Raw genomic sequence first — 21,556 nt, 5'->3', positions numbered from 1 at the left:
TGGAGATTTTCCTATGTCATCTTCCGCCCCGAACGCTGTCCTCTCGGTCAGCGGTATCGGCAAGACCTATGCCCAACCGGTTCTGGCTGACATCACCCTGACGCTCAATCGTGGGGAAGTGCTGGCACTGACCGGTGAGAACGGTGCAGGTAAAAGCACACTGTCGAAAATTATCGGTGGGTTGGTTACGCCGACCGCCGGGCACATGCAGTTCAATGGTCAGGACTATCGCCCGGGCAGTCGCACCCAGGCCGAAGAGCTGGGCGTGCGCATGGTCATGCAGGAGCTCAATTTGCTGCCGACGCTGACCGTGGCCGAGAACCTGTTCCTGGATAACCTGCCCAGCAAGTGCGGTTGGATCAGCCGCAAGCAATTACGCACGGCCGCCATCGAAGCCATGGCCCAGGTCGGCCTGGATGCAATCGACCCGGACACCCTCGTCGGTAGCCTGGGTATCGGTCATCAACAAATGGTCGAAATTGCGCGCAACCTGATCGGCGATTGCCATGTATTGATCCTCGACGAGCCCACGGCCATGCTCACTGCCCGTGAAGTCGAGATGCTGTTCGAGCAGATCACCCGCCTGCAGGCTCGGGGCGTGGCGATCATCTACATCTCGCACCGGCTCGAAGAACTGGCCCGTGTTGCCCAACGCATCGCGGTATTGCGTGATGGCAGTCTGGTCTGCGTCGAGCCGATGGCCAACTACAACAGCGAGCAACTGGTTACCCTGATGGTTGGCCGTGAGCTGGGCGAGCAGATCGACCTGGGGCCACGGACCATTGGTGGCCCCGCGTTGACCGTGAGTGGGCTGACCCGTTCGGACAAGGTCCGCGACGTGTCCTTTGAAGTGCGTGCCGGTGAAATCTTCGGCATCTCCGGCCTGATTGGTGCCGGTCGTACTGAACTGCTGCGCCTGATCTTTGGCGCTGATCTGGCCGACAGTGGCACCATTGCCCTTGGCTCGCCAGCCCAGGTGGTGAGCATTCGTTCGCCGGTAGACGCTGTGGGGCATGGCATTGCCTTGATCACCGAAGACCGCAAAGGTGAAGGCTTGCTGCTGACCCAATCCATCAGCGCCAACATCGCGCTGGGCAACATGCCTAAGATTTCCGGTGGCGGCGTGGTGAATAGCCGTGACGAAACCGCCCTGGCCAAGCGTCAGGTCGATGCCATGCGCATCCGCAGCTCCAGTCCGGCGCAGTTGGTCTCCGAGCTTTCGGGCGGTAACCAGCAGAAAGTCGTGATTGGCCGTTGGCTGGAGCGCGATTGTGCGGTGATGCTGTTCGACGAACCCACCCGGGGCATCGACGTTGGCGCCAAGTTCGACATCTATGCCTTGCTGGGCGAGCTGACTCGCCAGGGCAAGGCGCTGGTGGTGGTGTCCAGCGACCTGCGAGAGCTGATGCTGATCTGTGATCGGATCGGCGTGCTGTCAGCCGGGCGCCTGATCGAAACCTTCGAGCGCGATAGCTGGACCCAGGACGAGTTGCTCGCCGCCGCCTTCGCCGGTTACCAAAAACGTGATGCGCTGCTCAACGACGCAGTGCTTAGGGATACCCCATGAAAACAACAACTTCCCCCGGTAAAACCGGCGGTAACTTCTACGGCCTGGGTACCTATCTGGGCCTGGCCGGTGCCTTGCTCGCGATGATTGCGCTGTTCTCGGTGCTCAGCGACCACTTCCTGTCCTATGACACCTTCAGCACCCTGGCCAACCAGATTCCGGACCTTATGGTGCTGGCGGTGGGCATGACCTTCATCCTGATCATCGGCGGTATCGACTTGTCGGTGGGCTCGGTGCTGGCATTGGCTGCGTCGGCGGTCAGCGTGGCGATTCTTGGCTGGGGCTGGAGCGTGTTGCCGGCCGCCGTACTCGGCATGGGTTGCGCGGCACTGGCTGGCACCATAACCGGCTCCATCACCGTCGCCTGGCGGATTCCATCGTTTATCGTCTCCCTCGGTGTGCTGGAAATGGCGCGAGGCGTGGCCTATCAGATGACCGGCTCGCGCACCGCTTATATCGGCGACTCGTTTGCCTGGTTATCCAACCCGATTGCCTTTGGCATTTCCCCGTCGTTCATCATCGCGTTGCTGGTGATTATTGCGGCGCAGTTGGTGCTGACCCGTACGGTATTCGGTCGTTACCTCATCGGTATCGGTACAAACGAAGAAGCTGTGCGCCTGGCGGGGATCAATCCCAAGCCCTACAAGATCCTGGTATTCAGCCTGATGGGGTTGTTGGCCGGTGTTGCGGCGCTGTTCCAGATATCGCGCCTTGAGGCGGCAGACCCGAACGCCGGCTCCGGCCTGGAGCTGCAAGTGATCGCCGCTGTGGTGATCGGCGGCACCAGCCTGATGGGCGGACGCGGTTCGGTCATCAGTACTTTTTTCGGTGTGTTGATCATTTCGGTGCTGGCGGCCGGCCTTGCCCAGATCGGTGCTACGGAACCCACTAAGCGCATCATCACGGGTGCTGTGATTGTGATCGCCGTAGTCCTCGATACCTATCGCAGTCAGCGTGCCAGTCGGCGAGGCTGAACCATGGCAACGATCAAGGATGTAGCAGCGCTTGCGGGTATTTCCTATACCACGGTGTCCCATGTGGTGAACAAGACGCGTCCGGTCAGCGAGCCGGTACGCATCAAGGTCGAGGCGGCGATCAAGCAGTTGGACTATGTGCCCAGCGCCGTAGCACGTTCGCTCAAGGCCAAGACCACGGCGACCATCGGCCTGTTGGTGCCCAATAGCCTCAACCCGTATTTTGCGGAGCTGGCTCGGGGGATCGAGGATTATTGCGAGCGCAATGGCTACTGCGTGATTCTCTGCAACTCCGACGACGACGCTGATAAACAGCGCAGTTATTTGCGCGTGTTGTTGGAAAAGCGCGTCGACGGCTTGATCGTGACGTCCGTGGGCGGCGATGACAGTGGTCTTGCCGCCGGCTTGAGTGCGGTACGCACGCCCATGGTGATTGTCGACCGGGCGCTGGATGGTATCGATGTCGATCTGGTGCGTATCGATCACGAAGAAGGCGCTTACCTTGCCACCCGGCACTTACTGGAACTGGGGCATCGGGACATCGCCTGTATCGGCGGCCCTGGGCATACCCGCGTGGCTCAGATGCGTCTGGCGGGATATCAGCGTGCGTTGCGCGAGGCGGGCGTCGAGGCGTTGGATGGTCGCGTCCTGGAAAGCGACTTCACCAGCACGGGTGGTTATGCCGCAGCGGTGCAGTTGTTATCGGCAAAACCGCCCAGCGCGATTTTCGCCTGCAACGATATGATTGGTTTTGGCGTGCTGCGCGCGGCCGCGGAGCGCAATATCCGTGTGCCGGGCGAGCTGTCGGTGATCGGTTTCGATGATATTCAGATGGGGCGCTACGTTTACCCCGCGCTGACCACGGTCGGGCAGTCGATCCTGCAATTGGGCGAGACCGCTGCCGAATTATTACTGCAACGCATAGCAACACCCCAATTGCCGATCGATCAACGCATCGTGACGCCCAGCATTGTTTTGCGTGAGTCAACCGCGCCATTGGCCGATGCGTTCGCCCAATACCGCTGAACCGAATTGATGAGTACTGATGTATGCCAGCAAAAGTAGTGGTAATAGGCAGCTTGAACATGGACCTGGTCACCCGTGCCAGTCGCTTGCCGCGTGCCGGAGAAACCCTGGTCGGCCAGACGTTTTCCACCGTTCCCGGTGGCAAGGGCGCGAACCAGGCAGTCGCATTGGCCCGTCTGGGGGCTGATGTCGCAATGATTGGTTGCGTGGGTACTGATGCCTATGGCAGCCAATTGCGTGATGCGCTGCTGGCGGAGGGGGTCGACTGCCAGGCGGTCAGTACCGTGGACGGTTCCAGCGGTGTCGCGTTGATCGTGGTGGATGACAACAGCCAGAACGCAATTGTCATTGTCGCGGGCAGCAATGGCCAGTTGACGCCAACGTCCCTGGAAAACTGCGATGCGGTGTTACAGGCGGCAGAAGTGATCATCTGTCAACTTGAAGTGCCGATGGATACCGTTGGACATGCGCTCAAGCGCGGTCGCGAGCTGGGCAAGACGGTCATTCTCAATCCTGCCCCGGCAAGCGCACCTTTGCCTGCCGAGTGGTATCGCTCGATCGACTACCTGATCCCCAATGAAAGTGAAGCCACCGCCCTGAGCGGCGTGACGGTCGACTCGCTCGACAGCGCCAAGGTCGCGGCGACAGCGCTGATCAAGGCGGGGGCGAGCAAGGTGATCATCACCCTTGGCGCCCAGGGCGCACTGTTTGCCGACGGTAAAGGCTTCGAACACCTGGCTGCGCCGAAGGTCAAGGCGGTGGATACCACGGCCGCCGGCGATACCTTCGTAGGTGGCTTTGCCGCCGCGCTGGCCGCAGGCAAGAGCGAGGCCGAGGCGATCCGTTTTGGCCAGGTGGCGGCGGCGTTGTCAGTGACCCGTGCCGGCGCTCAGCCCTCCATTCCTACGCTGCACGACGTACAAGGTTTTGTGCCCTCATGAAAAAGACACCCCTGCTTAATATTGCCCTGTCGCGGGTCATCGCGTCTCTGGGCCACGGCGATATCCTGGTCATCGGTGACGCCGGCCTGCCGGTGCCTCCCGGCGTGGAGTTGATCGACCTGGCGCTGACCCAGGGTATTCCGGATTTCATCAGCACCTTGCGTATCGTGCTGAGCGAAATGCAGGTGGAAAGCCATGTGCTGGCGGAAGAGATCCTGGTTAAACAACCACCTGCTCTGACCGCGCTCAATGCGCTCGCAGAGCAGGCTGCGCTGGGTGAGAGACGTCTGCTCAGCCATGACGAATTCAAGCAACTGAGTCGCAATGCCCGTGCGGTTGTGCGCACCGGCGAGTGTCAGCCGTACTGCAATATCGCGCTGGTGTCCGGCGTAACGTTCTAGCGTCCCCCCTATGACAAGGAGTGCTTTATGCAACGTGGTCTACCTACCCTGAAAAACCTGTTCCGGAGTGTTCTGCTTTTGTCCGCGCTCACTGCTGCAAGCGCCCAAGCGGCGGAAAAAATCGACCTGATCATCGATACCGATCCGGGGGCCGATGATGTGGTGGCGTTGCTGTTCGCCATGGCCTCGCCGGAGGAGTTGAACATTCGTGCGTTGACCACCGTCGCCGGCAATGTGCGCCTGGACAAGACCTCCCGCAATGCTCGCCTGGCACGCGAGTGGGCAGGGCGCGAAGATATTCCGGTGTACGCCGGTGCGCCAAAACCGCTGCTGCGCACGCCGATCTACGCAGAGAACATTCATGGCAAGGAAGGCATTTCCGGCGTTACCGTGCACGAACCCAAGAAAGGCCTGGCCGAAGGCAATGCCGTCGACTACCTGATCAAGACCCTGAGCAGCGCCAAGCCGCACAGCATTACCCTCGCCATGCTCGGCCCACAGACCAACCTGGCGCTGGCATTGACCCAGGCACCTGAAATCACCCAGGGCATCAAGGAAGTCGTCGTGATGGGGGGCGCGCATTTCAATGGCGGCAATATTACGCCAGTGGCCGAGTTCAACCTGTTCGCCGATCCGGCTGCGGCTGAGATCGTGCTGAAAAGTGGTGTAAAGCTGACCTACCTACCACTGGATGTGACCCACAAGGTGCTGACCAGCGAGGCTCGCCTGAAAAAAATCGCCGCGCTTAACAACAATGCAAGCAAGGTGGTGGGCGATATTCTCAATGAATACGTCAAGGGCGACATGGAGCACTACGGCATTCCTGGCGGCCCGGTACACGACGCCACGGTCATTGCCTACCTGCTGAAGCCTGCGTTGTTCAGCGGACGTGAGGTGAATGTGGTAGTCGACAGCCGCGAAGGCCCAACCTTCGGTCAGACCATCGTCGACTGGTACGACGGCCTGAAACAGCCGAAAAACGCGTTCTGGGTTGAGAACGGCGATGCCCAGGGCTTCTTTGATCTGCTGACTGAGCGTTTGGCACGCCTGAAGTAATGCAGTTGCCGGTCGGCGTTCGCCGGCCGGTTCTTATTCGCGCTCCGGATTGTGGGCGCCCAGGTGGTTGGCCGGGTATTTTTCGAATACTTGGCCGATGAACGCTTGTGCCGCCAGGGTGCCGAGCTCCTTGACCAGCAGGTCGATACCAATGATTGCCAGCTCTTCAGGGCTTCCAGGGCTATAGGCGCTTTGTCCCTGGGGCCATTTGGCTTTGATGTCGGCTTGGAGCGTTACGGTGGTCATGAAGGTCTCGTGAGCTGTAGGTACGGGGCAGTTCGCTAAAACGCGGCGTTAGCGTGGGAAGTTAACCACTTTAAGCCACGATTGGCACTGCTACTTAGGCATAGGGCAGGTGCTGTGCGACACTGTGTGCCTGTTTAAAGGTTGGGAAACGCCGCGTGCAGATCGACTTGAGCAACCCCGAGAACCTGACGCTGGAGCCGTGCGTCAACTCATTGCCAGTGCCAGTGATGACGAACATACCCAATTGCGGGTAACCAGAGCTGGTATCGCGTATATCTCTTCCGGCAAGGCTGTCGGCGGTTTCGACGTTGAGGGCCTGCTGTTTCGCCTGGAGACCTGGGCCAAAGGGGCCGGCTATGTCGGCATCGTGGCGGCCAGCGATGAAGTCTGGGTCATGCAGATTTTCAATGCACTGAAACAGAACTGGCCAAAACCGTCGTCTGACTACATCGATATCTACTGAATACGTTCATATCTAGTCACGATTGACCGTGCGCTTGCCGGTCATGAGTCAGGCAGACTTGCGCGCAGGCGGTTAACGTCTTGAAACCAATCGCCTTGACTGCTGTCGCACGATCTCTGTCCATTTTTTATCATAGGAGGCTTCATGCCTTGGAAGCTCGCATCATTCGGTACTTTGTTGGCAGCACTCGCATTAGCGGGTTGCAGCACCCCGGGTGCCTCTGAGCCAGGCAAAGATGTCACCGTGACCGATTCCGGTCATAGCCGCTGTGAGTCGAAGGCCGCCGAGTTCACGATCGGCCAGAAAGCCTCGCCTCAGTTGCTGGAGCAGGCGCGTACGCGTGCCGGTGCGCAGAACGCACGTATCCTCAAGCCCAACGATATGATTACGCTGGAGTATCGCTCCGACCGCTTGAACCTGAACACCGACGACAATCTGGTGATCACGCGGGTCAATTGCGGCTGATAGCGTCTCGTCTTTTGTAGCGCCCATAAAAAACCCCGTCACATGGACGGGGTTTTTTTAGCTCAGCGGGGAATTACTCGCCGCGAACTTGTGCAGCTTGCATACCCTTTTGGCCTTTCTCAGCCACGAAGGAAACGGTTTGGCCTTCTTTCAGGCTTTTGAAACCGTCGCTTTCGATAGCTTTGAAGTGTACGAACAGGTCGTCACCGCCACCTTGAGGAGTGATGAAGCCGAAGCCTTTTTCATCGTTGAACCATTTAACGGTGCCGGTTTGGCGATTAGACATGGTGTATCTCCAAGAAACATATATTTTCAGTAGTGCTGTGCTGCTCAGGCCAACTGGGCACACCGAGCTATCATAGTCGAAATGTTCGACTTGGGAGCCCCCCCAAGGCACTGTTTGCTAATCAATAGCGTTGTGTTTCATGCCCTGGCCTGCTGAAAGCCCCGATCTACGGGGCTTTGGCCCGAAATATCAACTGATAAAAAAAGCCGTAAAAGCTGCGTATTTTGTGAGAAATGGCGGCTTTTGGACTGTTTTATCCGCAGTGAAGCTGTGTGATCAGTGGCAAATCTTAGTTTTTCTTCACGACTTTGCAGGACGAAATAGCCGCGACGGCTTTGTTCCTAAGCTCCGGGCTGGCGTTCGGGTTAGTCATGAGTTCCTTGATTTCGGCGGTGCTCAATTCGGCGTTGATCTTGTCGGCGCCGCATTCGCAGTGAGTTTTTGCGGTTTTGGCATCCACGTTCTGGCTGGCAGCTTTGCTGCAGTCGCTGACGAAGCTGTCCCGTGCGCCCGCTGGCCAGTTCGATGGGGCTGCTGCCTGTGCACCGAGGGAAAGGAGGGTCAGGGAGGCGGCGAGAGCGAGGCTGGAGGTAAAACGCATCATGGAGTGCTCCTTTGGTTTGAGGACGAACGTCGATTCTCAGTGGGTTTGAGGGCTGTCGTACAGTCCAAGTTCACTTTTGCGGCTATAAAGCCTGGAATTTGTCTTCACATAAAGAGTCGCCAACGCGATGACCGTTCATCTGTGCTAGCATCCGCTTTCTGGCTATTTCTCAGGCGCGCCATTTGCCGCCTCGCCATGTCTTTTTAGCTCACTCCAGTCACTCTGGTTCGATTATCGGTTGGCCGAAAGGCTCCTGCCGCTGTAAGGCAGGCGTTCATCATTGAACGGCCTGGTATTGGATCTTGTACTGGCTCATCCCAACCCACGTGACCTTTGGTAGGGGTCACCACTAGGAGAGGAGGCGCCATGCCAACTATTACTCTTCCCGACGGCAGTCAACGTTCATTCGATCATTCGGTTTCCGTAGCCGAAGTCGCCGCATCCATTGGTGCCGGCCTGGCCAAGGCCACCGTGGCCGGCAAGGTCGACGGCAAGCTGGTCGACGCCAGCGACCTGATCACCACCGATGCCAGCCTGCAAATCATCACGCCCAAGGATCAGGAGGGGCTGGAGATCATTCGCCACTCTTGCGCGCACTTGATTGGCCATGCGGTCAAGCAGTTGTACCCGACGGCGAAAATGGTGATCGGCCCGGTCATCGAAGAAGGCTTTTATTACGATATCGCCTACGAGCGTCCTTTCACTCCGGACGACCTCGCGGCCATCGAGCAGCGCATGCATGCGCTGATCGAAAAAGATTACGACGTGATCAAGAAGGTCACGCCGCGCGCCGAAGTGATCGACGTCTTCACCGCTCGTGGTGAGGACTACAAGCTGCGTCTGGTGGAAGACATGCCGGACGAGCAGGCGATGGGCCTGTACTACCACGAAGAATATGTCGACATGTGCCGTGGTCCGCACGTGCCGAACACGCGCTTCCTCAAATCGTTCAAGCTGACCAAGCTGTCCGGTGCCTACTGGCGCGGTGATGCGAAGAACGAGCAACTGCAGCGGATCTACGGCACTGCATGGGCTGACAAGAAACAACTGGCGGCCTACATCCAGCGCATCGAAGAAGCTGAAAAACGCGATCACCGCAAGATCGGCAAGCGCCTGAACCTGTTCCACCTCCAGGAAGAGGCGCCGGGCATGGTGTTCTGGCACCCGAACGGCTGGACCCTGTATCAAGTGCTCGAGCAGTACATGCGCAAGGTTCAACGCGAAAACGGCTACCTGGAGATCAAGACGCCTCAGGTCGTTGATCGCAGCCTGTGGGAGAAATCCGGGCACTGGGCCAACTACGCCGACAACATGTTCACCACCCAGTCGGAAAACCGCGACTACGCCATCAAGCCGATGAACTGCCCTTGCCACGTGCAGGTGTTCAACCAGGGCCTGAAGAGCTACCGCGAGCTACCGATGCGCCTGGCCGAATTCGGTGCCTGCCACCGTAACGAGCCATCGGGTGCGTTGCACGGCATCATGCGTGTGCGTGGCTTCACCCAGGACGACGCCCATATCTTCTGCACCGAAGAGCAGATGCAGGCTGAATCCGCCGCGTTCATCAAGCTGACCATGGACGTTTATCGAGATTTCGGCTTTACCGAAGTCGAGATGAAGCTGTCCACTCGTCCGGAAAAACGTGTCGGCTCCGATGAGCTGTGGGATCGCGCCGAAGCTGCATTGGCCGCAGCGCTGGACAGTGCGGGGCTTGCGTACGACCTGCAGCCGGGTGAGGGCGCTTTCTACGGTCCGAAGATCGAATTTTCGCTGAAAGATTGCCTTGGTCGCGTCTGGCAGTGTGGTACCCTGCAGCTCGATTTTAACCTCCCGATCCGTTTGGGCGCCGAATACGTCTCCGAAGACAACAGCCGTAAACACCCGGTTATGTTGCATCGGGCGATCCTCGGCTCGTTCGAGCGGTTCGTCGGTATCCTGATCGAGCACTACGAGGGTGCATTCCCTGCGTGGCTGGCTCCGACCCAGGCAGTGATCATGAATATCACTGATAAACAGGCGGATTTCGCCGCTGAAGTTGAAAAAACTCTCAACGAAAGCGGATTTCGTGCCAAGTCCGACTTGAGAAATGAAAAGATCGGCTTTAAAATCCGTGAGCATACTTTGCTCAAGGTTCCCTATCTTTTGGTTATTGGAGATCGGGAAGTCGAGATGCAGACTGTCGCTGTGCGTACTCGTGAAGGTGCTGACCTGGGCTCGATGCCCGTCGCCCAGTTCGCTGAGTTTCTCGCGCAAGCGGTTTCCCGGCGTGGTCGCCCAGATTCGGAGTAATTATTATTAAGCGTGAAATGAGACAAGATAAACGAGCTGCACCGAAAGCCCCGATCAACGAGAATATCTCGGCACGCGAGGTTCGGTTAATTGGCGCTGACGGCGAGCAGATTGGCATCGTCTCGATTGATGAAGCGCTTCGTATCGCTGAAGAGTCCAAATTGGACCTGGTGGAAATCTCCGCCGACGCAGTCCCGCCCGTTTGCCGGGTGATGGACTACGGCAAGTCGATCTTCGAAAAGAAGAAGCAGGTTGCTGCAGCGAAGAAGAACCAGAAGCAGATTCAAGTAAAAGAAATCAAGTTTCGTCCAGGGACGGAGGAAGGGGATTACCAGGTAAAACTGCGCAACCTGGTACGTTTCCTGAGTGATGGGGACAGGGCCAAGGTATCCTTGCGATTCCGCGGCCGTGAGATGGCCCACCAGGAGCTGGGGATGGAACTCCTCAAGCGGGTTGAACAAGACCTGCTCGAGTACGGTTCGGTCGAACAGCATCCTAAGATGGAAGGACGCCAACTGATCATGGTCATCGCCCCGAAAAAGAAGAAGTAATCAACAGGGCACGGCAGGCCTTCTGATTATGTTTATCAACTGAATGCGGAGTATCCGAACATGCCAAAGATGAAGACTAAAAGTGGTGCTGCTAAGCGGTTTCTGAAAACTGCTAACGGTATCAAGCACAAGCACGCTTTCAAGAGCCACATCCTGACCAAAATGTCGACCAAGCGTAAGCGTCAACTGCGCGGTAGCAGCTTGCTGCATCCGTCTGACGTGGCAAAAGTCGAGCGCATGCTGCGCCTTCGTTAATTTTTGGATCAAGAATAGAGGAAGTAACTCATGGCTCGTGTAAAGCGTGGCGTCATTGCCCGTAAACGTCACAAAAAAATTCTGAAACTTGCCAAAGGCTACTACGGCGCGCGTTCACGCGTATTCCGTGTTGCCAAGCAAGCGGTAATCAAGGCTGGCCAATACGCCTACCGTGACCGTCGTCAGAAAAAGCGTCAGTTCCGCGCTCTGTGGATCGCTCGTATCAATGCTGGTGCTCGTGTTAACGGTCTGTCCTACAGCCGTTTCATCGCTGGCCTGAAAAAAGCGTCCATCGAAATCGACCGTAAGGTTCTGGCTGAACTGGCCGTGAACGAAAAAGCGGTGTTTGCTGCGATTGTCGAGAAAGCTAAAGCCACCTTGGCTTAAGTACCCCCGACAGTCACCCTGGGCTGCTCCTGTAGCCCAAGGTGGTAAACGTCATAAATAGGGGAAGAGCCTTCAAGCTCTTCCCCTATTTTGTATCTGGAGTCTGTACATGGAAAACCTGGACGCGCTCGTCGCTCAAGCTCTTGAGGCTGTGCAAAGCGCTGAAGATATCAATGCCCTGGAGCAAATCCGGGTTCACTACCTTGGCAAAAAGGGTGAATTGACTCAGGTGATGAAGACCCTGGGAAATTTGCCGGCTGAAGAGCGACCACAAGTCGGTGCGCTGATCAACGTCGCCAAGGAGCGTGTCACAGAGGTTCTCAATGCGCGCAAAGCGTCGCTCGAGGAGGCTGACCTTGCAGCCAAGCTCGCGGCCGAGTCCATTGACGTAACCTTGCCTGGCCGTGGCCAGGCCTCGGGCGGTCTGCATCCGATCACCCGGACTCTGGAACGTATCGAGCAGTTCTTCACCCACATCGGCTACGGCATTGCCGAAGGCCCTGAGGTCGAAGACGACTATCACAACTTCGAGGCGCTCAACATCCCAGGCCATCACCCGGCCCGGTCGATGCATGACACCTTCTATTTCAACGCAAACATGCTGTTGCGCACCCATACCTCGCCGGTACAGGTCCGCACCATGGAAGCGAACAAGCCGCCGATCCGTATTGTCTGCCCGGGCCGTGTGTACCGTAGCGACTCGGATATCACCCACTCGCCGATGTTCCACCAGGTCGAAGGCCTGCTGGTTGACCGCGATATCAATTTCGCCGACCTCAAAGGCACCATCGAAGAGTTCCTGCGGGTGTTCTTCGAGAAAGAGCTGGCGGTGCGTTTCCGTCCTTCGTTCTTCCCGTTCACTGAACCATCCGCTGAAGTCGATATGGAATGCGTGATGTGCAGCGGTAAAGGTTGCCGCGTCTGCAAGCAGACCGGCTGGCTGGAAGTGATGGGCTGCGGCATGGTCCACCCTAATGTACTGCGCATGTCCGGGATCGACCCGGAAGAGTTCTCGGGCTTTGCCTTCGGCATGGGCGTTGAGCGCCTGGCCATGCTGCGTTACGGCGTGAACGACTTGCGTCTGTTCTTCGACAACGACTTGCGGTTCCTCGCGCAATTTCGCTAGTCGTAACGAATCTTTAGGAGAGCAGGATGAAATTCAGTGAACAATGGCTGCGTGGCTGGGTAAGCCCGCAGGTAGATCGCGACGAGCTGGTTGCCCGTCTGTCGATGGCCGGCCTTGAGGTCGATAGCGTGACGCCGGCCGCCGGTGTTTTCAGCGGCGTGGTGGTGGGTGAGGTGTTGAGCACCGAGCAACATCCCGACGCCGATAAATTGCGTGTGTGCCAGGTCAGCAATGGCACCGAAACCTTCCAGGTCGTGTGCGGAGCGCCGAATGTGCGCCCGGGCCTGAAGATTCCGTTCGCCATGATCGGCGCAGAACTGCCAGGCGACTTCAAGATCAAGAAAGCCAAGCTACGCGGTGTCGAGTCCAATGGCATGCTCTGCTCCCAGGCTGAACTGCAGGTGGGCGAGGGCAATGATGGCCTGATGGAGCTGCCGGCTGATGCGCCGGTAGGCCAGGACATCCGCGTTTACTTGAATCTGGAAGATGCCAGCATCGAGGTCGACCTGACCCCGAACCGCGGCGACTGCCTGTCCCTGGCCGGCCTGGCTCGTGAAGTCGGCGCGTTGTACAACGCACCCGTCACGCGTCCGGTTGTGGCCCCCGTAGCTGCAGTGCACGACGAAGTGCGCTCCATTGAAGTGCTGGCGCCAAACGCCTGCCCACGTTATTTGGGCCGTGTGATCCGTAACGTCGACCTGTCCAAGCCAACCCCATTGTGGATGGTTGAGCGTCTGCGTCGCGCCGACGTGCGCAGTATTGATGCTGCTGTCGACATCACCAACTATGTGATGTTGGAGTTGGGTCAGCCGCTGCACGCCTTCGATCTCGCCGAAATCAACGGTGGCATCCGCGTACGCATGGCTGAGGAAGGTGAAAAGCTGGTTCTGCTCGACGGCCAGGAAGTTAGCCTGCGTGCGGATACCCTGGTAATCGCTGACCATTCCCGCGCCCTCGCAATTGCCGGCGTGATGGGTGGCGAGCACAGCGGCGTGTCCGCTACCACGCGCGATATTTTCCTGGAAAGTGCATTTTTCGATCAGATTGCCATCGCTGGCAAGGCGCGTTCCTACGGCCTGCACACCGATGCCTCGCACCGCTATGAGCGTGGCGTGGACTGGAAACTGGCCCGTGAAGCCATGGAGCGTGCCACCGGCCTGCTGCTGGAAATCACTGGTGGCGACGCCGGTCCGATCACTGAAACCGTCAGTGGGCAGCACCTGCCGTCCGTTGCACCCATCACCCTGCGTGCCAAAAGCGTTGAGCAGATGCTTGGCCTGAAGATCGAGCCAGCTGAAATCGAGCAACTGTTGTCGGCCCTCGGCCTGGGTATTTCCTTGAGTGGGGAAGGCCAGTGGTACGTCGAGGTGCCGAGCCATCGCTTCGATATCAGCCTGGAAGTTGACCTGATCGAAGAATTGGCCCGCCTGTATGGTTACAACCGCTTGCCGGTTCGTTATCCGCAAGCGCGCCTGGCGCCGCAACCCAAGGCTGAGGCCCGTGCTCACCTGCCTGAGCTGCGTCGTCTGCTGGTCGCCCGCGGCTACCAGGAAGCGGTCACCTACAGTTTCATTGATCCGAAGCAGTTCGAACTGTTCAACCCAGGTGTTGAACCGCTGATGCTGGCTAACCCGATTTCCAACGACATGGCGGCCATGCGTTCGTCGCTGTGGCCTGGCCTGGTGAAAGCACTTTCCCATAACCTGAACCGTCAGCAAGATCGCGTGCGCATGTTCGAAAGCGGCTTGCGTTTTGTGGGGCAACTGGACGGTCTGAAGCAAGAGCCGATGCTGGCCGGTGTCGTCTGCGGTAGCCGCTTGCCGGAAGGCTGGGCGCAAGGTCGCGATGCCGTGGACTTCTTCGACGTCAAAGCTGACGTGGAAGCAGTATTGGGCTTTGCCGGTGCGCTGGGCGACTTTACGTTTGTGCCAGGCAGCCACCCGGCGTTGCACCCGGGCCAGACTGCACGGATCGAGCGGGAAGGGCGTCTGGTGGGCTTCGTCGGCGCCATTCACCCTGAGCTGTCGAAAACCCTGGGGCTTGATCGTCCGGTCTTCGTGTTTGAACTGGTCCTGGCTGAAGTGGCTTCGGGCAAAATGCCTAAATTCAGCGAGTTGTCGCGCTTCCCTGAAGTGCGCCGTGACCTCGCCTTGATCGCTGACCGTGAAGTCGCCGCTACCGCGGTTCTGGACGTAATCCGTGAAAATGCAGGGGAATGGCTGACAGACCTCAGGCTATTTGACGTCTATCAGGGTAAAGGCATTGATCCGCATAGAAAAAGCCTTGCAGTTGGCTTGACCTGGCAGCATCCATCGCGCACTCTTAATGACGATGAGGTGAATACCACGACACAAAATATCCTCACCTCGCTCGAACAAAGGTTGAACGCCACGTTAAGGAAGTGACGTATGGGGGCTTTGACGAAAGCTGAGATGGCGGAACGTCTGTACGAAGAGTTGGGTCTGAACAAGCGCGAGGCCAAGGAATTGGTCGAGCTGTTTTTTGAAGAAATCAGGCACGCTCTGGAAGACAATGAGCAGGTCAAACTGTCCGGTTTCGGCAACTTTGACCTGCGGGACAAACGCCAGCGGCCTGGCCGCAATCCAAAAACGGGAGAAGAAATCCCGATCACGGCTCGCCGTGTGGTCACCTTTCGTCCAGGGCAGAAGTTGAAGGCCCGAGTTGAGGCTTATGCTGGAACCAAGTCATAACGACGAGCTACCCGTCATCCCAGGCAAACGCTACTTCACCATTGGTGAAGTCAGCGAGCTCTGTGCGGTAAAACCGCACGTGTTGCGCTATTGGGAGCAGGAGTTTCCTCAACTCAACCCCGTCAAACGCACCGGGAACCGTCGGTATTATCAGCGCCAGGATGTGCTGATGATCCGACAGATCCGCGCGTTGCTGTACGACCAGGGGTTCACCATCAGCGGTGCGCGCCAGCGTATGTCCGGTGATGAAGCCAAAGACGACACCACCCAATACAAACAACTGATCCGCCAGATGATCTCCGAACTCGAAGATGTACTCGTGGTTTTGAAGAAATAATTCAGGCTTTTAAAATACTTCCACATTTCAAAAGCTTGCGGTATATTCCTGATCGCTTCGTTGCGAAGCGAACCCAGTAACACGCCTAGTCGGGGCGTAGCGCAGTCCGGTAGCGCACTAGCATGGGGTGCTAGGGGTCGAGTGTTCGAATCACTCCGTCCCGACCATATAATTCAAGGGGTTGCGAGATTTTATCTCGCGACCCCTTTTTATTTTTTGCCGTTTTTACCCCCACAAAACCACCGGCTCTGGGTGGAATCCTCACGGCTTCCGCGTGGGCGGGCGCAGGCTTTGGCGCTCACGCGTGTTCTCTTTACCAATGCTGTTTGGTCTTTCTCTTCAGGTCCTAACGTTTTTGAGTGTTTAAGGCTATTTTCTTGCTGATTGAGAACTACATACAAGTCAATCATCAGCTTGTTTATCTCAGGTCGCTCGGGTCATCCTGCATACCCGGTAGTTAGGCTTGGGCGGCACTGGGATCGTATAGCCGTCGGGGGACTAGACTGCGTAGGTCATAGTCCACCATGAACAATCTAGCTTCAAAGGCGTGGCAGCGGCCTACAAGTTGAGGCTGCTTGGCGAATAGTTCGGACCCTTCTAGTACTGCGCGGATGATCCAACCTAGTTGGGCCTCCAGCCGAGTAAAAATTCTTGCTTTGACTAGCAGCCGCCTATTAGCCCGTCCGTTAGTCCGCAAACTACTCGTTCCTGCTTGCTATGGAGCAGTGGTGCAGTCATCATTTCGCCATCTTGATGGCTATTTGATACGGCTGCACGTTACGGACGACGATTCCTCCTGAACTCACCCTCCAGAACGATAAAAACGGCAATTTATGCTGCGTAGCACGCTTGCGCATATGAATGTCATAAGTCATTGATTAACAAAGCGCATGGATGTCTTCAATGCATTTTTTCAAAAGATTCTTTGCTTTTATTGCTTCCCTTTTTTCGAGCCAGGAAACAGAGCATAGCGAACCGCTCATCCCGAAGATTGACCCTGAGAAGCTCAAGAAAAAGCTGGATCTTCAAAAAATCGCTAGAGAACACGGCGCGAAAGGCATCCCGAGGAGCGGCGATACGCAATTAACCGCTGCTGAGCACGCCGTCCGTGCGGAGCTTGGCCGGATGCGAGAGCAAACGGTGAAGTATGGCGAGCAGCGTGTTAAGCAAATTCAGAATCGCCTGGACTCGATCGACATTACGCTGGATATGAACCGCGCCATCGAGTTAGGGAACGAGTTTGTTCGTACGTCCGATCATCACCTTACTCGTGAAGACGGGCGTATGAAGGATTTCGCAACTGACACAAAAACAAAATTTCAGATCCTCAGCGATTTTCGTAGCGAAAACCGCCTGCCCAGCATCCCTGCAAAATGCCACACTGGTGGTAGCCAATTTTTCAAGCTGATGGTCGTGCTTGGCTGTTGCGTCCTAGAAGGCGCGCTAAATGCCACGTTCTTCGGCTCAGGACTGGAGGGTGGTTTGCTCAGCGGTTTTACGATGGCCTTCATGTTGTCGTTTTTCAACGTACTTGCGTGTTTTCTCGCAGGGCTTGGTTTCAGAAACAAGAACCACGTCAGGGGAACACGCCAGTTTTGGGGTTGGGTCTCTTTCGCTTTGGCAGTAGCCGTCATGATTGGATTGGGGGTGTTGATCTCCTATTTCCGTTATGTGCTGACCGTGGATGAAGGCGGAAGTCAAAACGCCTTCCCTCTGGTCTGGCAAAGCCTTCGCACAGGCATATTTCCCATTCAGGATTTCGAGTCATTGATTCTGTTCTTCGGGACGATTGTGTTTGGCTGTGTCGGCGTTTGGGAGGGCTACAACTTCACGGATCGCTATCCGGGGTATGCGGGGGTATGGAGTCAATATGCTGAGGCTCACCGCCGCTATATCGAACTGATCGAAGGCTTGCGAGATAGGCTGGAAGTCGAGAAGGCCGAAGTGCTGTTGAAAATCGATAGCGGCGTGCAGGCAGCTGAAAAGGCGATCAAAGCTTTCAAGTTCAATATGAACCAGAAGTCGATAGTGAAAAAACAGGTATCCGAAACGCTGGTCATGGCCGATGAAACGCTGCAGAGCCTAACCCGCTACTACCAGAACGAAAATATGATGGCGCGCCCTACGGATGCTCAACCACCTGATTATTTCGACCATCCAGTGACATTTGGCCCCCTGGACATGCCGGATTTCAGTGTTCAAAAGGATGAGTTGCGACTGGATGCACAGGAGCAGCTTCTGCGTGAATTGGTCGCTGAAGTTGAGCCGATCCGGGCAAGAGTCCAATCCTCGTTCAATCAGCAATACAACCAGCTTCAGCCGCTCCAGGATTTGGTATAAGGGGATTTGTGATGTCGGTTTATGCCAAGCGTGAAAGTAACACCGGGAAATGGATTTGGGGTGGTGTGATTGGCGTTGCAGTCGCCTTGGTGCTCGGCGGGATTGGCTATTACAAAATGAACCACGAAACCCTGGACAAGGAGACCCTTTGCCCCAGTAACGGCCCTAAAGGCCAATATGTCGTGTTAATTGATAACACCTCGCCGTTCCCTTTCACCCAGAAGGCTGCTTTGTCCCAGCGGCTCAAGACGATGGTGGTGAACGAGGTGCCTGAAGGGCACCTGCTTTCTGTGTTTTTGCTCGGGGAAAAATTTGAGCAAAACGAAAAGCCTATCTTCGAACGCTGCAACCCTGGTCAGTGGGGCGATCGCAGTCAACTCACGGCGACCAAGAAGTTTGTTGATAGGGATTTCAATGAAAAGTTCGCCAAGCCGCTCGATGCCGTTGTGCGCCATATCCCACTCGACGAACACAGCAAGCTGTCACCCATTTTTCAGATGCTCCAATTGGTAGGCATCAACGGGTTCGATCATGCCAACGTAAAAGGTGACCGCAAGCTTGTCATCTACTCGGACATGTTGGCCAACATGCCTGATTTCTCAATGTACAAAAATAAACGACACAATTATGCAGAGTTTGCCAAGTCTCCTTATGGTCGCAACGCCCAAGCGCCAGGCTTAAACGGAGCCACCGTGACCATCAATTTGCTGGCTAACGAGCAGAAAACGCCACAAACCAACGAGCTTGGCAATTTCTGGGCTCAATATTTCGAGGCCAACGGGGTTTCGGTTGAGGCAATTACTGCAATGGAGGGGCTGTAATTGGACTTCAACAAGCACGTGCGCCGGGTGCAAACCTACTTCATTGCGGCGGTAATACTCAAGGCTACTTTGGCCGTAACCAGCCTCCTACTCAACGAGCCTTTCTGGCTCGGCTTTGTGCTTCCATTGCTCGTGATGTGTTGTTATTGGTTTGTAGGTTACCGCGTACGGGAGAAGTGGAACGTCCAGCTCACCCTCGCGAAATTTGCGGACTCGGTGTACTACCTCGGGTTCTTATTCACTGTCGGCAGCATCATCATCTGTCTGCTCGACATTAACTCCATTGGTGAGAATCTCAATGGAATGGCCGTTCGGTTTGGCGCCGCGATGGTGAGCACAGCCATAGGCATGCTAGCCAGGGTGCTACATACAGGCTTCAAAGTTGATACAAACGACGCGGTCAGGAGCGTTGAGGAGCGTGCTGTTCAGTCGGCTGAAAACCTGACCATGGCTTTTGACGCTGCCAGCCAGCAGCTGGAGGTGTTCAGGGATCAAGTTATGGCTGCTTCCAAGGAAGCAGTGCAGAGCGTCCATGAGCAAATCACCACGATCTCTCAGCACAGCACCAATGCTATGGATGCGTTTTTCGCCAGCGCTACCCGTCAAAGCAATGAAGCTTTCGAACGCATCCTTAAACAAGCCAATGACGCCAGTACGGATTTACTGACCACCATCAACGGGCTTTCTGAGAAGAGCTCTCAGACACTCGATCGCATGGAATCGCATGCACTCGACTTCGGTAAAAAAGCACAGGAGCGGCTCGATCAGACTCTGTTCCCGGATAACCTGTTCGCTCAAAAACTTAACCCCGCTATTGATACGCTATCCGGAACCACCGACACCCTGAACGAAGGGGTCTCTACATTGGCATTGGACGTCAAGGCTGCCGCTCGGATGGTGGGCACTGCGATCCGTAGTTTGAACACCAAAACTGAAACGATCGGGCAGGCAGTCGCCGCGGTTAGTTCTATCGTGGAAAGCCAAGAACGCTTGGCGCAATCGATGAAGTCACAGGGCAGTGACGTCATGGATCGAGTGGAACAAATTCAAAAAAGCTATCTGGATGCGTTGGAAGATCAACGAGAGGATTTCATGGAGGACATGAAAGCTAACCAGCAGGTATTCGCGAAAATTGTCGAAAAGCTTGAAGAATTACGCACTGTTGTGAGTGACGAAACCACAGTGGAGCGTTTAACTCAGGAAGTAACGGGCGCACTAAATGCCGTCAGCGATTCCGGTGTTAAGAGTAACGAGGTCTTCGCGGACAATTTACGCTTGACGTTGATGCCGTTGGTGGAGGCGGTCGTGGCCAGCAGTGATGTGCATAAGGCGCTGGCTGCCAGCGTTGAATCGAGCAACCGCGGCATCGAGGCGGCGAATGCCAGATTGCTGGATGAGCTGATGGGCAAGATTGATCTCATCAGCAATCCTGAAACACGTTTGTTAGCGGCCAGCGAAGAAGCTTTCGGACCATCACTCGAGTCAATTGCCAACGCGACGCTGGCCCTCGACCATGTGCCTGCGTCGGATGTGAGAACTGCCTGATGAGTTCTAAAAATGATCAGGTGTTTCAGCTGTCACTTACCGAAATCTGGATCATTTTGTGTTTCATTCTTCTTTTGCTGATGGGGTACAAAGTTTGGCAGCTCACGCATAAGAATACGGAGATGGCGAACAAAATTTCTGCCTATCAAAATATCGATGAGCGTGAACAAGCTATCAAGCTTGCGAGTGATGAGCTCAAGGCGCGAATGGTTTCTCTTAAGGTGAAAAATCCAGACGAGATCATTTCGAAGCTCATCGATGCCTCCAAGGCAAAAGAAGAGGCCGGCCGCCTCAAGGTGCTACTCACTCAGAAAGATGAACAGCTTACTGCGCTAGCCGCTATCGATAAGGCTTTGCAGGAGGCTGGTAGCAAAAACAAGGGTGAAGATGCCAAGCGCCTTATCCTTGAAACAATGATGTCCTATGACCAGCTCAAAAAACTCGTGGTCGATCCTGACCAGGAAAAGGACGCACAACCCACGGACGTCATCAAACGCATAGGTGCTCTCAAGGCAACTGAGCAATTGTTGAAGACCGCGTTAGGGCAAGAAGTCGTTCCGACTTTGGAGCAGATTTCAGACATTGTGAAGAACGCTGAAGCTTATGCCCAAGCCGAGAAACAAGGTGCAAATCCGACGACGTTGCAGAAAACCAACAGTGACCTGAAAGGGCAGGTTCAGTTTCTACAAAACAAGCTGAACAAGGGCAAGGGAGGCGATCTGCCGCCTTGCTGGGCGAACGAAGCCGGCAAAGCAGAAATGTTCCTCACGGTGTACTTGAAGGAGGACTCGCTGAGCTTTGAACCGGCCTGGCCGCCAACACGACAGGCAGATGCTGAAGCGCTTCCGAATTTCTCCGCTCTGATGGCAAACACCACTCGCACGTATGAGGACTTTCTTCAGGCGGCACGCTCCATATCTGATTTAGCCAATCAACGAGAGTGTAAATTCTATGTGCGACTGGCGAGTCAAATTCAAGGGGCAGTGATGTCTGATCGGCGCCGCCTGATGATAGAAAATTTGTTCTACAAGGTTGAAGTTCGACGTTAGGTCTTGTCGTCGACATGCGGTTTCTGAGCCGTGTTAACAGGCTCAGAATTACGCAAGGCTAGGCTGGTAATGATCACTCATCACCAGCCCAGTGGCGGGACGTCAGCGTGTTCGCG

At 56.0% G+C, this 21,556-nt stretch carries 22 protein-coding genes, 1 tRNA gene and 1 pseudogene; 21 read left to right on the top strand and 3 right to left on the bottom strand.

The genetic code is table 11. The features are described 5' to 3' along the window. The first annotated feature begins 13 nt into the window (after nt 1-13). The 6 genes from M5B97_RS15375 to M5B97_RS15350 are packed head-to-tail and all read left to right on the top strand — an operon-like array spanning nt 14 to nt 5,965. The gene (locus M5B97_RS15375; RefSeq protein WP_248731940.1) at nt 14-1,567 is read left to right on the top strand and encodes a sugar ABC transporter ATP-binding protein; all 1,554 of its coding nucleotides are present in this window, start codon (nt 14-16) and stop codon (nt 1,565-1,567) included. Further along, nucleotides 1,564-2,541, top strand: a complete 978-nt coding sequence (locus tag M5B97_RS15370) for an ABC transporter permease (RefSeq protein ID WP_010209107.1) — start codon at nt 1,564-1,566, stop codon at nt 2,539-2,541. The genes M5B97_RS15375 and M5B97_RS15370 overlap by 4 nt, the downstream gene beginning before the upstream one ends. Nucleotides 2,542-2,544: 3 nt before the next feature. After that, on the top strand, nt 2,545-3,567 hold the full coding sequence (locus M5B97_RS15365; protein WP_248731939.1) for a LacI family DNA-binding transcriptional regulator: 1,023 nt from the start codon (nt 2,545-2,547) through the stop codon (nt 3,565-3,567). Between the two features lie 23 nt (nt 3,568-3,590). Beyond that, complete coding sequence (gene rbsK / locus M5B97_RS15360; protein ID WP_134656745.1) at nt 3,591-4,508, top strand: ribokinase; 918 nt, start codon at nt 3,591-3,593, stop codon at nt 4,506-4,508. Beyond that, complete coding sequence (gene rbsD / locus M5B97_RS15355; protein WP_134656744.1) at nt 4,505-4,909, top strand: D-ribose pyranase; 405 nt, start codon at nt 4,505-4,507, stop codon at nt 4,907-4,909. The genes rbsK and rbsD overlap by 4 nt, the downstream gene beginning before the upstream one ends. A gap of 27 nt (nt 4,910-4,936) precedes the next feature. Further along, the gene (locus M5B97_RS15350) at nt 4,937-5,965 is read left to right on the top strand and encodes a nucleoside hydrolase (protein WP_248731938.1); all 1,029 of its coding nucleotides are present in this window, start codon (nt 4,937-4,939) and stop codon (nt 5,963-5,965) included. A 33-nt stretch (nt 5,966-5,998) separates the two neighbouring features. Here the strand turns inward: M5B97_RS15350 and M5B97_RS15345 are convergent, their stop codons facing one another. After that, entirely contained in the window at nt 5,999-6,211 is a 213-nt protein-coding gene (locus tag M5B97_RS15345; protein WP_248731937.1) for a hypothetical protein, read from the bottom strand. Between the two features lie 155 nt (nt 6,212-6,366). Here M5B97_RS15345 and M5B97_RS15340 point away from each other — a divergent pair. Beyond that, a pseudogene (locus M5B97_RS15340) lies at nt 6,367-6,674 on the top strand (hypothetical protein). Between the two features lie 144 nt (nt 6,675-6,818). Next, complete coding sequence (locus M5B97_RS15335; protein WP_248731936.1) at nt 6,819-7,139, top strand: I78 family peptidase inhibitor; 321 nt, start codon at nt 6,819-6,821, stop codon at nt 7,137-7,139. A gap of 73 nt (nt 7,140-7,212) precedes the next feature. On the opposite strand, the gene M5B97_RS15330 is transcribed toward M5B97_RS15335, so the two are convergent. Together M5B97_RS15330 and M5B97_RS15325 are read right to left on the bottom strand one after the other, a co-directional pair. Beyond that, nucleotides 7,213-7,425, bottom strand: a complete 213-nt coding sequence (locus M5B97_RS15330; RefSeq protein WP_003234260.1) for a cold-shock protein — start codon at nt 7,423-7,425, stop codon at nt 7,213-7,215. A gap of 289 nt (nt 7,426-7,714) precedes the next feature. Beyond that, complete coding sequence (locus M5B97_RS15325; protein ID WP_123716888.1) at nt 7,715-8,029, bottom strand: hypothetical protein; 315 nt, start codon at nt 8,027-8,029, stop codon at nt 7,715-7,717. Between the two features lie 366 nt (nt 8,030-8,395). On the opposite strand from M5B97_RS15325, the gene thrS reads away from it, so the two are divergent. The 13 genes from thrS to M5B97_RS15260 all read left to right on the top strand — a co-directional run bounded on the left by thrS (nt 8,396) and on the right by M5B97_RS15260 (nt 21,440). Next, nucleotides 8,396-10,318 carry a threonine--tRNA ligase gene (gene thrS / locus M5B97_RS15320; RefSeq protein ID WP_123716889.1) on the top strand — a complete coding sequence of 641 codons (1,923 nt, stop codon included), beginning with the start codon at nt 8,396-8,398 and terminating at the stop codon, nt 10,316-10,318. Further along, the gene (infC, locus tag M5B97_RS15315; RefSeq protein WP_185021903.1) at nt 10,318-10,869 is read left to right on the top strand and encodes a translation initiation factor IF-3; all 552 of its coding nucleotides are present in this window, start codon (nt 10,318-10,320) and stop codon (nt 10,867-10,869) included. The genes thrS and infC overlap by 1 nt, the downstream gene beginning before the upstream one ends. Nucleotides 10,870-10,929: 60 nt before the next feature. Next, on the top strand, nt 10,930-11,124 hold the full coding sequence (gene rpmI, locus M5B97_RS15310; protein ID WP_002553160.1) for a 50S ribosomal protein L35: 195 nt from the start codon (nt 10,930-10,932) through the stop codon (nt 11,122-11,124). A 30-nt stretch (nt 11,125-11,154) separates the two neighbouring features. Continuing rightward, the gene (gene rplT, locus M5B97_RS15305; protein ID WP_003174975.1) at nt 11,155-11,511 is read left to right on the top strand and encodes a 50S ribosomal protein L20; all 357 of its coding nucleotides are present in this window, start codon (nt 11,155-11,157) and stop codon (nt 11,509-11,511) included. 109 nt (nt 11,512-11,620) lie between these two features. After that, complete coding sequence (gene pheS / locus M5B97_RS15300) at nt 11,621-12,637, top strand: phenylalanine--tRNA ligase subunit alpha (protein ID WP_034099107.1); 1,017 nt, start codon at nt 11,621-11,623, stop codon at nt 12,635-12,637. A gap of 26 nt (nt 12,638-12,663) precedes the next feature. Beyond that, nucleotides 12,664-15,042 carry a phenylalanine--tRNA ligase subunit beta gene (gene pheT, locus M5B97_RS15295; RefSeq protein WP_248731935.1) on the top strand — a complete coding sequence of 793 codons (2,379 nt, stop codon included), beginning with the start codon at nt 12,664-12,666 and terminating at the stop codon, nt 15,040-15,042. A gap of 3 nt (nt 15,043-15,045) precedes the next feature. Then, the gene (gene ihfA / locus M5B97_RS15290; RefSeq protein ID WP_002553164.1) at nt 15,046-15,348 is read left to right on the top strand and encodes an integration host factor subunit alpha; all 303 of its coding nucleotides are present in this window, start codon (nt 15,046-15,048) and stop codon (nt 15,346-15,348) included. Further along, complete coding sequence (locus tag M5B97_RS15285) at nt 15,329-15,685, top strand: MerR family transcriptional regulator (RefSeq protein ID WP_003174972.1); 357 nt, start codon at nt 15,329-15,331, stop codon at nt 15,683-15,685. The genes ihfA and M5B97_RS15285 overlap by 20 nt, the downstream gene beginning before the upstream one ends. Before the next feature lie 90 nt (nt 15,686-15,775). After that, nucleotides 15,776-15,852 (top strand) — tRNA-Pro (locus tag M5B97_RS15280). 736 nt (nt 15,853-16,588) lie between these two features. Further along, nucleotides 16,589-18,025: a hypothetical protein gene (locus tag M5B97_RS15275; protein ID WP_248731934.1), complete on the top strand. Its 1,437-nt coding sequence runs from the start codon at nt 16,589-16,591 to the stop codon at nt 18,023-18,025. An 11-nt stretch (nt 18,026-18,036) separates the two neighbouring features. Beyond that, nucleotides 18,037-18,846 carry a hypothetical protein gene (locus M5B97_RS15270; RefSeq protein WP_248731933.1) on the top strand — a complete coding sequence of 270 codons (810 nt, stop codon included), beginning with the start codon at nt 18,037-18,039 and terminating at the stop codon, nt 18,844-18,846. Further along, complete coding sequence (locus M5B97_RS15265) at nt 18,847-20,391, top strand: hypothetical protein (protein ID WP_248731932.1); 1,545 nt, start codon at nt 18,847-18,849, stop codon at nt 20,389-20,391. Beyond that, the gene (locus M5B97_RS15260; RefSeq protein WP_248731931.1) at nt 20,391-21,440 is read left to right on the top strand and encodes a hypothetical protein; all 1,050 of its coding nucleotides are present in this window, start codon (nt 20,391-20,393) and stop codon (nt 21,438-21,440) included. The genes M5B97_RS15265 and M5B97_RS15260 overlap by 1 nt, the downstream gene beginning before the upstream one ends. Nucleotides 21,441-21,556 lie beyond the last annotated feature (116 nt).

This window comes from Pseudomonas sp. MWU13-2517, from assembly GCF_023242545.1.
GTDB lineage: Bacteria > Pseudomonadota > Gammaproteobacteria > Pseudomonadales > Pseudomonadaceae > Aquipseudomonas.
Note: the sequence above shows the minus strand (reverse complement) of the source record. Positions and strands in the feature narration are given on the sequence as shown.